Source organism: Motilibacter peucedani (assembly GCF_003634695.1).
Taxonomy (GTDB): domain Bacteria; phylum Actinomycetota; class Actinomycetes; order Motilibacterales; family Motilibacteraceae; genus Motilibacter; species Motilibacter peucedani.
Window position 1 is genome coordinate 362,327 of the sequence record NZ_RBWV01000009.1, and the last position, 12,422, is coordinate 374,748.

Annotated in this window: 9 protein-coding genes; all 9 read right to left on the reverse strand. The window is 74.2% G+C overall.

All coding sequences use genetic code 11. From position 1 onward, the window contains the following. Nucleotides 1-37: 37 nt before the first annotated feature. The 9 genes from CLV35_RS03255 to CLV35_RS03295 all read right to left on the reverse strand — a co-directional run bounded on the left by CLV35_RS03255 (nucleotide 38) and on the right by CLV35_RS03295 (nucleotide 12,401). A complete protein-coding gene (locus tag CLV35_RS03255) occupies nucleotides 38-739 on the reverse strand; it encodes a sirohydrochlorin chelatase (protein WP_121191959.1) in 702 nt (233 codons plus the stop codon). Then, nucleotides 736-1,896: a uroporphyrinogen-III synthase gene (locus CLV35_RS03260; RefSeq protein ID WP_121191960.1), complete on the reverse strand. Its 1,161-nt coding sequence runs from the start codon at nucleotides 1,894-1,896 to the stop codon at nucleotides 736-738. Before CLV35_RS03260 ends, CLV35_RS03255 begins: the two co-directional genes overlap by 4 nt. Next, nucleotides 1,893-2,297 carry a nitrite reductase small subunit NirD gene (nirD, locus tag CLV35_RS03265; RefSeq protein ID WP_121191961.1) on the reverse strand — a complete coding sequence of 135 codons (405 nt, stop codon included), beginning with the start codon at nucleotides 2,295-2,297 and terminating at the stop codon, nucleotides 1,893-1,895. Before nirD ends, CLV35_RS03260 begins: the two co-directional genes overlap by 4 nt. After that, complete coding sequence (gene nirB / locus CLV35_RS03270; RefSeq protein WP_183061707.1) at nucleotides 2,294-4,786, reverse strand: nitrite reductase large subunit NirB; 2,493 nt, start codon at nucleotides 4,784-4,786, stop codon at nucleotides 2,294-2,296. Before nirB ends, nirD begins: the two co-directional genes overlap by 4 nt. A 29-nt stretch (nucleotides 4,787-4,815) precedes the next feature. Further along, complete coding sequence (locus tag CLV35_RS03275; protein ID WP_121191963.1) at nucleotides 4,816-6,438, reverse strand: FAD-dependent oxidoreductase; 1,623 nt, start codon at nucleotides 6,436-6,438, stop codon at nucleotides 4,816-4,818. A gap of 68 nt (nucleotides 6,439-6,506) precedes the next feature. Beyond that, nucleotides 6,507-8,642 carry a molybdopterin oxidoreductase family protein gene (locus tag CLV35_RS03280; RefSeq protein ID WP_121191964.1) on the reverse strand — a complete coding sequence of 712 codons (2,136 nt, stop codon included), beginning with the start codon at nucleotides 8,640-8,642 and terminating at the stop codon, nucleotides 6,507-6,509. Between the two features lie 108 nt (nucleotides 8,643-8,750). Beyond that, nucleotides 8,751-9,440: a class I SAM-dependent methyltransferase gene (locus CLV35_RS03285; protein ID WP_121191965.1), complete on the reverse strand. Its 690-nt coding sequence runs from the start codon at nucleotides 9,438-9,440 to the stop codon at nucleotides 8,751-8,753. Next, a complete protein-coding gene (locus CLV35_RS03290; RefSeq protein ID WP_183061645.1) occupies nucleotides 9,437-11,869 on the reverse strand; it encodes a SpoIIE family protein phosphatase in 2,433 nt (810 codons plus the stop codon). Before CLV35_RS03290 ends, CLV35_RS03285 begins: the two co-directional genes overlap by 4 nt. Nucleotides 11,870-11,960: 91 nt before the next feature. After that, nucleotides 11,961-12,401 carry a hypothetical protein gene (locus CLV35_RS03295; RefSeq protein WP_147431857.1) on the reverse strand — a complete coding sequence of 147 codons (441 nt, stop codon included), beginning with the start codon at nucleotides 12,399-12,401 and terminating at the stop codon, nucleotides 11,961-11,963. Between the last annotated feature and the right edge of the window lie 21 nt (nucleotides 12,402-12,422).

Below are 12,422 nucleotides of genomic sequence, written 5' to 3' on the forward strand. Positions count from 1 at the left end.
CGAAGTGACCAGATCGAAACCTCCGGCGATCAGCAGGTCAGCGGCCAGCGAGCTCCGGCGCCCGCTCGTCGGCGGCCGCGACGCGCTCGACGAGCACCTCGAGCAGCTCGTCGGCGGTGCCGATGGGGGCGCTGACCAGGTCGGCGCCCGCGTCGTGCATGCGGTCGGCGAAAAAGCCGGGCGCGAGCAGGTAGGTCGCGAGCGCGACGCGCCCGCCGTGCTCCCGGCGCAGCGCCGCGACGGCCTCGGCGGGCGTGGGCGGGGAGGCCGACGCGTACGCAGCCAGCACCGGTCCGCCCGTGAGCGCGGCGAGCCACTCGACCGCCTGGGCGGTCGCCGCGGCCGAGCGCGGCGAGGACGAGCCGGCGGCTCCCAGCACGACGGGGTCACCGTCGCGGTAGCCGGCCTCGCGCAGCCGGCGCAGGACGGCGTGCAGGATCCGGGCGTCGGGGCCGACGGGCGCCGAGCACGTGACCGGGTGGCCGGCGGCCGCGGCGACCGTCGGGAGGTCGACGTCGACGTGGTAGCCGGGCGCCAGCAGGAGCGGCACGACGACGGCGGGGGCGTCGAGGGCGGCGAGCGCGTCGCCGACGGTCGGGGTGATGACGTCGAGGTAGCCGACGACCACCTCGCGGCCGGGCAGCGCCAGCCGGGCGCGCTCCACGACCGCCTCGACGGTCTGCTGACCGGCGACGTCGGCGGTGCCGTGCGCCGCGACGACGACGGGGTGCCGGCTCATGCGTCGACCGGGTCGTAGGCCAGCCGGTAGCCGCGCTTGACCACCGTCTGCACGCAGCGCGGGTCGCCCAGCGCCGAGCGCAGCCGGGTCACGGCCATCTCGACCGCGTGCTCGTCAGTGGCGCCGCCGGGTGCCGCCCTGAGGAGCTCGGCACGGGACACGACGCGCCCGGGGTGGTGCGCCAGCGCACGCAGCAGCGCCATGGGCACCGGCGGCAGCGGCACCAGCCGCCCGTCGACCACCACGGCGGACCCGCGCAGCTGCAGCGCGTGGCCGGCGACCCGTACGCCCGGGGACCGTGCGGGCAGCACCTCGCCCAGCTCGCGCACCAGCGCGCCGAGGCGCGCGCGGCCCGGCTGGACGGTCGGGACCTCGCGCCGCTCGAGCGGCGCGGCGGTCACCGGGCCGACGCACACGGGGACCACACGGGTGCGCAGCGCCTGGAGCAGCCGCTCCTCGTCACCGCTCGCGGCGGCGGTGCGCAGGAGGCTGACGACCGCCGGCGCGCTGGTGAAGGTCACCGCGTCGAGCGCACCGCAGAGCACCTGCTCGACCATGCGCACGAGCGGGGCGGTGTCCTCGGGCGGCTCCCACCGGTAGACCGGCACCTCGACGACGTCGGCGCCCGCGGCGCGCAGGGCCTCGACGAAGTCGGGCAGCGGCTCGCCGTGGAGCTGCACGGCGATGCGGCGGCCCTCGAGGTCCTCGCCCAGCAGGTGCTCGAGCACCTCGGAGCTCGACTCCGACGCGGGCGACCAGGCGTCGACGAGCCCAGCGGCGCGCACGGCCCCCCGTGCCTTGGGCCCCCGGCAGAGCACGCGCGCCGCCGACAGCCGCTCCAGCAGCGCCTCGCCCAGGCCCCAGCCCTCGGCCGCCTCGACCCAGCCGCGGAACCCGATGCCGGTCGTCGCGACGGCGAGGTCGATCGGCGTCTCGACGCAGGTGCGGGTCGCGGCCAGCAGCTCGGCGTCGTCGGGCAGCGGCACCAGGCGGATCGCGGGGGCGTGGACGACCTTGGCGCCGCGGCGCTCGAGCAGGTTGCCGAGCTCGTCGGCGCGCCGGGCCGCTGTCACACCGATGGTCCAGCCCGCGAGGGGCAGGACCGGCGTGCCCGGCTCGTCGCCGGCGACCGCGGCCTCGGTGAGGGCTGTGCTCACAGCGGTCCCGGTCTGCCCGTGGGCTCGTCGCGCCCACCGGCGACCAGCGCCACCTCGACCACTCCGTCCGTCACGCGTACAGGGTAGGTCGGCAGCGCCGTGTCCGGCGCATCGAGACAGATGCCGGACCGCAGGTCGAACGCCTGCTTGTGCATCGGCGAGCTCACGACCGGCGCCGAGCCGCGCGTGCCGACGATGCCGCGGGAGATGACGTTGCTCCCGCTGAAGGGGTCGCGGTTGCCCACGGCGACCACCTCGCCGGTGGAGAGCCGGAACAGCGCCACCTGCGTCGCGCCGAGCAGCGCGGCGGCTCCGCGCTCCGGGAGCAGGGCGGTCAGCCGGCAGACCGGGAGCCACTGCGTACGAGCGGTGGTGGTGGGCGGCTCGAGAAGGGTGGTCATGACGTACGCACCTCCAGGCGCGGGCCGGCGATCAGCGCGGCCCGCTCTTCGGTCGTCGCCGGGCGGTGCTGCTCGCGCTCGGGAACGAAGACGATGTCGCGGTCGGGTTCTCCCGGCGCGTTGACGAACGAGGTGAAGCGGGCGAGGGTCGCGGGGTCCTCGATGGCGTCGCGCCACTCGTCGGAGTAGGACGCGACGTGCCGGGCCATGGCGGCGTCGAGCTCGTCGCAGATGCCGAGCGAGTCGTCGACGACGACTGCGCGCAGGTGGTCGAGGCCCCCCTCCATCGCCTCGATCCAGGGCGCGGTGCGCTGCAGGCGGTCGGCGGTGCGCACGTAGTAGAGGAGGAACCGGTCGAGCGTGCGCACGAGCTCCTCGGTGCTGACGTCCTGCACGAGCAGCTCGGCGTGGCGCGGGGTGAAGCCGCCGTTGCCCCCGACGTAGAGGTTCCAGCCCTTCTCGGTGGCGATGACGCCGAAGTCCTTGCCGCGCGCCTCGGCGCACTCGCGGGCGCAGCCGGACACCCCGCCCTTGAGCTTGTGCGGCGAGCGCAGGCCGCGGTAGCGCAGCTCGAGGTCGATCGCGAGCCCCACCGAGTCCTGCACGCCGAAGCGGCACCAGCTCGAGCCCACGCACGACTTCACCGTGCGCAGCGACTTGCCGTAGGCGTGCCCCGACTCGAACCCCGCGTCGACCAGCCGGCGCCAGATGTTCGGCAGCTGCTCCACGCGGGCGCCGAACAGGTCGATGCGCTGGCCGCCCGTGATCTTCGTGTAGAGCCCGAAGTCCCTGGCCACCTCCCCGATGACGATGAGCTTGTCGGGGGTGATCTCGCCGCCGGGGATGCGTGGGACCACCGAGTAGGTGCCGTCCTTCTGCATGTTGGCGAGGAAGTGGTCGTTGGTGTCCTGCAGCGTCGCCTGCTCGCCCTTGAGGATGTGTCCGTTGCCGAGGCTGGCGAGGATGTTGGCCACCACCGGCTTGCAGATGTCGCAGCCGCGGCCCTGCCCGTGCTCCTCGACCAGCGCGCTGAACGTCGAGATCTGCTTGACCCGCACGATGTCGAAGAGGTCGGCCCGCGACAGCTCGGGGAAGTGCTCGCAGAGGCCGCGACTCTGGGCCACGCCTGCCTCGGCGAGCATCTTCTTGAGCAGGGGCACGCAGCTGCCGCAGCCCGTGCCTGCGCGGGTGCACGCCTTCAGGGCTGGTACGTCTGCACAGCCCTGCTCGTGGATCGCCTCGGTGATCGCGTCTGCGGTCACGTTGGCGCACGAGCACACCTGGGCGCTGCCCGTGGGGCCGGCGATCTCGCCGCCTGCGCCGACCAGCAGGGCGTCAGGGGTGCCGGGGAGCCTACCGCCGACGGCTGCGCGGAGGACGGGGTACGCAGTGGCATCGCCCACGAGCACACCGCCGAGCAGCGTCTGCGCGTCGTCGGAGAGCACGAGCTTCTTGTAGACGCCCGTCACCGGGTCGTTGAAGACGACCTCGAGCGCGCCCTCGGTCGTGCCGTGCGCGTCGCCGAAGGAAGCCACGTCGACGCCGAGCAGCTTGAGCTTGGTGGACAGGTCGGCGCCGGGGAAGCTGGAGCCGCCGCCGCAGAGGCGGTCCGCGACGATCTCAGCCATCGCGTACCCCGGTGCGACGAGGCCGTAGACCCCGCCCTCGATGCAGGCGCACTCGCCGATCGCCCAGACGTGGGGATCGCTCGTGCGGCAGGTGGCGTCGACGACGACACCGCCGCGTGGGCCGACCTCGAGCCCGCTCTGGCGGGCCAGCTCGTCGCGGGGGCGGACACCTGCGGCGAAGACGACGAGCTCAGCGTCGATGGAGCCGCCGTCGGCGAACTCCATGCGCGCAACCTCGCCGTCTTGCCCTGCTGACAATGACTTCGTCGCAGTGGAGGTGTGGACGGTGATGCCGAGCGACTCGACCTTGCGGCGCAGTGTGGCGCCGCCGCCCTCGTCGATCTGCACGGCCATGAGCCTCGGGGCGAACTCCACGACGTGCGTCTGGAGACCGAGTCCCAGGAGAGCGTTCGCCGCCTCGAGTCCCAGCAGACCACCACCGACCACTGCGCCGGTGCGCTTGCCCGATGCGTGGGCCTTCATCGCCTCGAGGTCTGCGATCGTGCGGTAGACGAAGGTGCCCGGCAGGTCCGCACCCTCGACGGGCGGCACGAACGCGTACGAACCCGTTGCCAGCACGAGAGAGTCGTAGGCCAACACGTCGCCACTGCTGGTCGTGACCGTCTTGGCGTCCCGGTCGATCGCCGTCGCGGACTCGCCGAGCCGCAGGTCGAGCGTCGGGTCGCCGTCGTAGAAGCCCTCGGGCACGAGGCAGAGGTCGGCCTCGGTGCTGCCGGAGAACCACGACGACAGACCGACGCGGTCGTAGGCTGGCCGCGGCTCCTCGCACAGGACAGTCACCCGCCAGCGGCCCTCCGTGTCGCGGGCCCGCAGCGACTCGACGAACCGCTGCCCCACCATCCCGTTCCCCACGACGACCAGGTGCGCTGTCACGACGAAGCTCCTTGCATGGTGGCGGCCGGGTTCGTCCCGGTTCCTACGGGTTTGGGCACGCCCCTCGTTTGGCACGATGTGACTTCTTGCCAATCCGATTGGCAAGGAGTCACATCGTGCCGAGGATCGGCGGGGGCGCGCGGATCGGCGGGAGCGGGCCCCGGGTCGCTGGCGTGCAGCCAGTCGACGAGGCCCTTGACGGTGTCGGTGCACCCGCCGCAGCCGGTGGTGGCGCGGGTGCCGGCGGCGATGGCGGTCACACTGCGGGCGCCGGCGAGCCAGCAGGTGGTGATCTGGCCCTTGGTGACGCTGTTGCAGGTGCAGACGGTGGCGCGGTCGGGGATGTGCGCCGGGTCCTCGACCACGGCGGCCGAGCGCCGGAGGCCCGTGAAGAGCAGCGGCAGCGGGTCGCCGGGCACGCGTGCGCCTCGGTCGAACAGCTGCGTCACGGTCCCGGCCGTGGCCGTGTCGCCGAGCAGGATCGCGCCGGTCACACGACCCTCCCGCAGCAGCAGCTTCTTGTAGACGCGCCGGGCCGGGTCCGAGAAGCGCACGACCTCGGTGTCGGCGTCGCCGGTCGTGTCGCCCATCGCCGCGAGCTCCACACCCTTGGCCTTGAGCCGGGTGACCAGCCGTGAGCCGGCGTAGCGCGCGGTCGGGTCGGCGCCGGTGATCACGTCAGCGACCACCCGGGCCTGCTCCCACGCCGGCGCCACCAGCCCGTACACCTGCCCGTCGTGCTGCGAGCACTCGCCGATCGCGAAGACGGCCGGGTCGTCGACGGAGCGCAGGTCGTCACCCACGACGATGCCGCGGTCGACGGTCAGGCCGCTCGAGCGGGCGAGTGCAGTCTCCGGAGCGACCCCGGTCGCCACGACCACCAGGTCGGCGGCCAGCCGCCGCCCGTCGGACAGCTCGACGCCGGTGACGTGCTCGCGACCGTTGACGCGGACGGTCTCCGCCCCCGTGACGATCTCGACGCCGAGGTCCTGCAGGCTCGCCGCGAGCACGTCGCCCGCGTCGGCGTCCAGCTGTCGGTCCATCACGTGGCCACCCCTGTGCAGCACCGTGACAGCAAGACCACGCCCGGCCAGTCCACGTGCTGCCTCGAGGCCGAGCAGCCCACCACCGAGGACCACAGCGCTCTGGGCCGAGGCAGCAACGGCGACGATCCCGTCGCAGTCCACCAGGGTGCGGAAGGTGAAGCATCCGGGCAGGAGCGCGCCGTCCGCACGGCAGAGCCCCGCGATCGCCGGCACGACCGAGCGCGACCCCGTCGCCAGCACGAGCACGTCGTAGCCCACGGCTCCCTTGTCGGTCAGCACCTTGCGCGCCGAGCGGTCGATGCTCTCGACCGTGACGTCCGTGCAGACCTCGTAGCCCACACCGCTCAGCTCGCGCGGGCCGATGCGGATCGCCTCGGCACCGGTCACGCCTGCGAGCACGTTGGAGAGCAGGATGCGGTTGTACGCGCCGGCCGGCTCCGCGCCCAGCGCGGTGACGTGCAGGTCACCGGAGTGCCGCGAGCGCAGCTCGTCCACCAGGCGCGCGCCGGCCATCCCGTAGCCGACGACGACGACCTGCGTCGTGCTCGCCGGCGGCGTCGGTGCGGTGTCCATGCCCTAGACGATCCCGGCGCCGCTTTGCCCGCCGGGGTCCGTCATGTTTCGGCAGCGCAAAGTGGTCCTCATCCGGAGGCGTCGTCCGCGGTGAGCCCGGCCCGCTCGACGCGCACCGCGCACACCTTGAACTCCGGCATGCGCGAGACCGGGTCCAGCGCGTCGCTGGTCACGCTGTTGACCCGCCCGCGCCCCGCCCAGTGGAAGGGCATGAAGACCGTGTCGTCGCGGATGTCGTCGCTCAGCCGGGCCGGTGCGACCGCAGATCCGCGGCGCGACGTGACCCGCACGAGCTCGCCGGCGCTGATGCCGAGCGACTCGGCCAGTGCGTACGACAGCTCGACGAACGCCTCGGGGGCGGCCGCCACGAGCGCCGGCACGCGCCGGGTCTGGGCGCCGCTCTGGTAGTGGTGAAGCACCCGCCCAGTGGTCAGGTAGTGAGGGTGCTCGTCGTCGCGCTGCTCCACCGGCGCACGGTGCTCGACGGTGACGAAGCGGGCCAGACCGTCCGGCGTCGCGAAGGAGTCGAGGAACATCCGGCGCGTGCCGGGGTCGTGCTTGTCTCGGCATGGCCAGAACACGCCGCCTTCGAGCGCGATCCGCTCGTAGGTGATGCCCGAGTAGTCGGCTGGCCCGCCGGCGCTGGCCCGCCGCAGCTCGTCGAAGACCGCTCGCGGCCGCACCTCGAGCTCCACCGGCGAGCCCAGGTGGCGGGCGAGCTCGGCGAGGATCTCGAGGTCGCTGCGCACGCCGGGTGGAGCGGGCCGGGCCTTGCGGCGCAGCAGCACGCGGCCCTCGAGGTTGGTCATCGTGCCGTCCTCCTCGGCCCACTGCGTCGTGGGCAGGACGACGTCGGCGAGGGCACCGGTCTCCGAGAGCACGAAGTCGCTGACGACGAGGAAGTCGAGCGCTGCGATCCGCTCGGCCACCGACCGCGCGTTCGGCGCGGACACGAGCGGGTTGGACCCGGCCAGCAGCAGCGCCTTCGGCCCGTCGTCGCGGCCGAGCGAGTCGAGCAGCTCGTAGGCCGACACACCCTTGCCCGGCAGGCTCTCCGGCTCGACGCCCCACACCGACGCGACGTGCGCGCGCGCCGCCGGATCCTCGATGCTGCGGTAGCCGGGCAGCTGGTCGGCCTTCTGCCCGTGCTCGCGCCCGCCCTGGCCGTTCCCCTGTCCGGTCAGGCAGCCGTAGCCGGAGCCCGGCCGCCCCGGCAGCCCGAGCGCCAGCGCGAGGTTGATGAAGCCGGTGACCGTGTCGGTCCCGTTGCTGTGCTGCTCGGCGCCGCGCCCGGTGAGCACCACAGCCGTACGCGCCTCGGCCAGCAGGTGCACCGCCTGCCGCAGGTCCCCGACGGGTACGCCCGTGGTGCGTTCCACGCGCTCCGGCCACCACGTCGCGGCGGTGCGGGCGACGTCCTCCCAGCCGGACGTGCGGGCGGCGACGTAGGCGTCGTCCACCAGGCCGTCGACGAGCGCGACGTGCAGCATCCCGAGCGCCAGCGCGAGGTCGGTGCCCGGCGTGGGCTGCAGGTGCAGCCGTGCCTTCTTCGCCGTCTCGGTGGCGCGGGGGTCGACGACCACCAGCGAGCGCCCGGCGCCCTCGAGGTGGCGGACGAACGGCGGCATCGTCTCGGCGGAGTTGCCGCCCACGAGCAGGACCGCATCGGCGGCCGCCACGTCCTCGATCGGGAAGGGCAGTCCGCGGTCGACGCCGAAGGCGCGCGTCGAGGCCGCCGCCGCGCTCGACATGCAGAACCGGCCGTTGTAGTCGATGTTCTTCGTGCGCAGCGCGACCCGCGCGAACTTGCCGAGCGTGTAGGCCTTCTCGTTGGTCAGCCCACCGCCGCCGAAGACGGCGACGGCGTCGCGCCCGTGCGTACGCTGGATCCTCCCCATCTCGACCGCGACGCGGCGCATCGCGACGTCCCACGACACCGGCTCGAGCGGCGCGTCGCGCGACGCGCGCATCAGTGGCGTCGTGAGGCGGTCTGGTGTGGTCAGCAGCTCGGCCGCCGTCCACCCCTTCTGGCACAGGCCGCCGCGGTTGGTCGGGAAGTCGCGCGCGTGCACGGTGAGCTCGCGCCCCGGTCCCGGCGACAGGTGCATGGCGCACTGCAGCGCGCAGTAGGGGCAGTGCGTGTCGACGCCCACTGCCGTTCCGGCGCCCGTGGGGCCCGGCAGCGTGGGCACGGTCGTCGGCATGCTGCCGACTCTGGCGGCGACCCTTTGCCCGGCCGTTCCGGTCGTGTTTCGGGCAGGCAAACAGGGTTTGTCGGGCGAAGCACCGGCGCTGTGAGGACCGCAGGTGGATCAGCGCAGGGTGAAGACTGTCGCGCGGTGGACGCCGGCGTTCTCGAGCATCGGGTCACCCGTGATCTCGACCTGGGCGAGCTCCGCGAGGCCGTCGCCCGGCAGGTAGTCGCGTCCCGGGTCGCCGAGCAGCACCTCGATGCCGGCGTCGTGGCACAGGTGCAGCCAGCCCAGGATCCCGCCGGCCATGCCCGGCTCGTAGCAGACGTCGCCGGCCAGCACGACGTCGACGTCGGGCGGCGGGCCGGCCGTGAGGTCGGCCAGCAGGCCGGGCACCTCGACGCCGTTGGCGGCGGTGTTGAGCTCGAGCGCGACCATGGCCACCGGGTCGATGTCGCAGGCCGTGACCCGAGACGCGCCGGCCTGCACCGCGGCGATGGCGCAGAGCCCCGAGCCGGTCGCGAGGTCGAGCACCGCACGGCCCGCGACCAGCGCCGGGTGGTCGATGACGTGACGGGCGACGGCCTGCCCGCCCGCCCACGCGGCGGCCCAGTAGGGCGGGTCGAGGTCGGGGACGCCGAAGAAGACCTGGCTGCGCTGCCACAGCGTGGTCATGTCGCGTGCCTGGCGCAGCTGCACCTCGGGCACCTGCGGTGCGGGCAGCAGCGTCGTCTGCGCCAGCAGGAACTCGCGGACCTCCGCGTCGCTGCGGGCGCTCGTCGGGTGCCCGGTCGCGGAAGGAGGGGTCATCCCCCCAGTGTCCCAGCCCGCACGGCGACCAGCGCCACGTCGTCCTCGGTGCGCTCGGGCAGCAGCCGCGCGAGCAGCCCGTCGCACAGCTGCTCGAGGCCGAGCCCCTCGGCGGCGAGGTCCTCGAGCGCCCCGCGCAGCCGCGCGAGCCCGTCGTCGAGCGACTGGCCGCGCCGCTCGATCAGCCCGTCGGTGTAGAGCAGGACGGTCGCCCCGGCCTCGAGCTCGACGGTCGACTCGGCCCGGTCGCTGCCCGGGTCCATGCCCAGCAGCAGGTCGGCACGTGCGGCCATCAGCTGGAGCAGGGTTCCGTCGGGCTGCAGGACCAGAGGCGGCGGGTGACCTGCGTTCGACCAGCACACGGTGGTGCCGCCGCCCGGCAGGTCGTCGATGCGCGCGACCACCGCAGTGGCGGTGACGCCGACCTGCAGCGTCTCCATCGCGCCGTCCACCGCGCGCAGCACGTCGGCGGGTCCGGCACCGGTCGTCGCAGCGACGGTGCGCAGCATGGTGCGCACCTGGCCCATGGCGGCAGCGGCGGCCGTGTCGTGGCCGACGACGTCACCGATGGCGAGCACGAGGCCCCCGTCGGGCTGGCGGAAGGCGTCGTACCAGTCGCCGCCCACCTGCGCGGCCTCGGCTGCAGGCGAGTAGCGCACGACGATCTCGGCGCCCGGCAGCGGAGGCGGGTCGCTGAGCAGCGAGCGCTGCAGCTCCTCGGCGAGGTCGCGCTGCTGGCGGTAGAGCCGCGAGCTGTCCAGCGCCAGGCCGGATCGCACGGCGACCTCGTGGGCCGTCGTGAGCTCCTCGTCGGTGATGGGCCCGCGCCCCACTCCGTTGAAGAGCGAGAGGAGACCGAGCGTCCGGCCACCGCCCTTGAGCGGCAGCACGACGAAGGAGTCCGGTGCCAGCTCGGCGACGAGCTCGCGCGCGGTGCCGGGCCGCAGCACCTCGCGCAGGGCGGCGCTGGCCCCTTCGCGCAGCGACACGGTGGTGCCGGTGCGCAGCGAGCGGAAGAGGTACGCGTCGTCGAGCAGCGCTGCGAACCGCACCTCTGCGTACCTCACCGTCAGCGGCAGCGCGGCCGGGTCGACGTGCGCGTAGCCGATGTCGTGCAGCTGCGGCCGGTGGGTGGCGCCCGGGCGGGCGCCCTCGCCCTCGACGAGGGTGACCAGGCACCAGTCGGCCAGTGCCGGCACGACCAGCTCGGCCAGCCGGGCGACGGCGACCTCCGCCTCCACCGTGCTGGTCAGCTCGGTGGCGACCTCGGCCAGGAGCGTCGCGCGCAGGGCTGCGTGCTCCGCCTTCTCCTGCGCGAGGCGGCGGGCGGTGATGTCGAGGAAGTAGACCGCGACGCCGTCCGGGTCGGGCCAGGCCTGCACCTCGTACCACGCGTCGAGGGGCTCGGGGTAGTAGGCCTCGAAGCTGCTCGCCTCGCGCTGCTCCATCGCACGGGCGTAGTGCACCTCGAACTCGGTGCCCACCGCGAGGGGGAAGAGCTCCCAGATGCCGCCACCGACCAGGTCGGCCCGCGACGCGCCGAGCAGCTGCTCGGCCCGGGCGTTGACGTAGGCGAAGCGCCAGTCGCGGTCGAGCAGGAAGAACGCCGCGCTCATCGACTCGAGCACGCGGGAGACGCGGGCGTCGAACTCGCGGGCCAGCGTCGTGTCGTAGGCGGCCCCGAGCAGCCGGGTGCTCCTGCCCTGCTCGTCGACGAGCGCGCGGCCGCGGGCGACGATCCAGCGCATCTCGCCCTCGGGCGGGACGACGCGGTACTCCAGCGCGAACTCGCCGCCGGTCTCGACAGTGCCCTCGACCGCGCGCATGACGCGCTCGCGGTCGTCGGGGTGCACGCCGGCGGCGAACGCCTCGATGCTGGCGCCGAATCCGTCGCGGTCGTAGCCGAACAGCTGGAGCATCCGCTCGTCCCACTCGAGCCGGCCCGTGACGAGGTCCCAGTCGAACGTGCCGACGCCGGCGGCGTCCACCGCGAGCTCCCACGCCACGCGCCGGGCGGCCGGATCGACGCCAGGGGCAGCGAGCTCGAGCTCCGCGGTCGCGGAGGCCGCGATCTCGCGCAGGAGCGCCACGTCGGCCTCGGACCACGCGCGTGGTCCGGCTTCCGACACCGAGAGCACGCCGACGACCTCACCGGACAGCCTCGCGAGGGGCACGCCGACGTAGGCGCCCGTGGACGCCGGGTCGAGGCGGCGGACGCGGGAGTCGGCGGCGGCGTCGACCACGACGAGCGCCTCGCCCTCCGCCACCACCAGCGCGTCGAGCGAGCCGGTCGGCACGTCGGCGAGCTGCAGGAGCCGCCCGGAGCTCGACCCGAGCAGGCGGGCGGCGAGCTGGGCGAGGCGGTCGGTCGCGCGGGTGCCCGGGACGCGGGCCCCGTCGACGCCAGGGCAGAGCGGCGATGCACTCACGTCGTCGGCCCCTTCGCCCAGCACCGCAGTTCGTCGCAGTTCGTCGCGGCACGGTCGTGGCGCGGGTCCGGGGGACCGTCCGTGGACGATCCTAGTCGGGAAGGCGCCGGCCTCGGGCACGCTTCGGCGAAGCGGCCCGACCGGCCGAGCGGTCCCTCCGCGCGCCGAGGACGCCGCCGACGGCGAGCGCAGCGAGCAGGAGCGCGGCCGCCAGCCACGGCCACGGCGACCACTCGTCGGTGCAGGTGGTGCTCCCGGCTGCATCGGTGCTGCACACGGTCCCGGGCCCGTTGCGGTTGAGCCAGGCGACGAGCAGCAGGCAGGCCGCGAGCCCCAGCAGCAGGCCCAGGGCAGCGCGACCGCTGCCGTGGTGGCGCACGGCGACCCAGCCCAGGAGCACGGCACCCGCGACGCCGGCCAGGCTCCAGGCGGTGAAGGCGGCGAGCAGCGTCGCCGACGAGCACACCCCCGCGAGGGCCCACAGGACGACGTGCAGCACCGTCGGCCGGGCCGGCACGTGCGTCGCTGCCATCGCCGCCTCCAGGGGAGCGAG

Bases quoted from the DNA above. Each gene is read 5' to 3' on its own strand.
- nirD (WP_121191961.1), bottom strand. From the start codon at position 2,297: ATGACCACCCTTCTCGAGCCGCCCACCACCACCGCTCGTACGCAGTGG.
- CLV35_RS03295 (WP_147431857.1), bottom strand. From the start codon at position 12,401: ATGGCAGCGACGCACGTGCCGGCCCGGCCGACGGTGCTGCACGTCGTC.
- nirB (WP_183061707.1), bottom strand. From the start codon at position 4,786: ATGGTGGGGCAGCGGTTCGTCGAGTCGCTGCGGGCCCGCGACACGGAG.
- CLV35_RS03280 (WP_121191964.1), bottom strand. From the start codon at position 8,642: ATGCCGACGACCGTGCCCACGCTGCCGGGCCCCACGGGCGCCGGAACG.
- CLV35_RS03285 (WP_121191965.1), bottom strand. From the start codon at position 9,440: ATGACCCCTCCTTCCGCGACCGGGCACCCGACGAGCGCCCGCAGCGAC.
- CLV35_RS03275 (WP_121191963.1), bottom strand. From the start codon at position 6,438: ATGGACACCGCACCGACGCCGCCGGCGAGCACGACGCAGGTCGTCGTC.
- CLV35_RS03255 (WP_121191959.1), bottom strand. From the start codon at position 739: ATGAGCCGGCACCCCGTCGTCGTCGCGGCGCACGGCACCGCCGACGTC.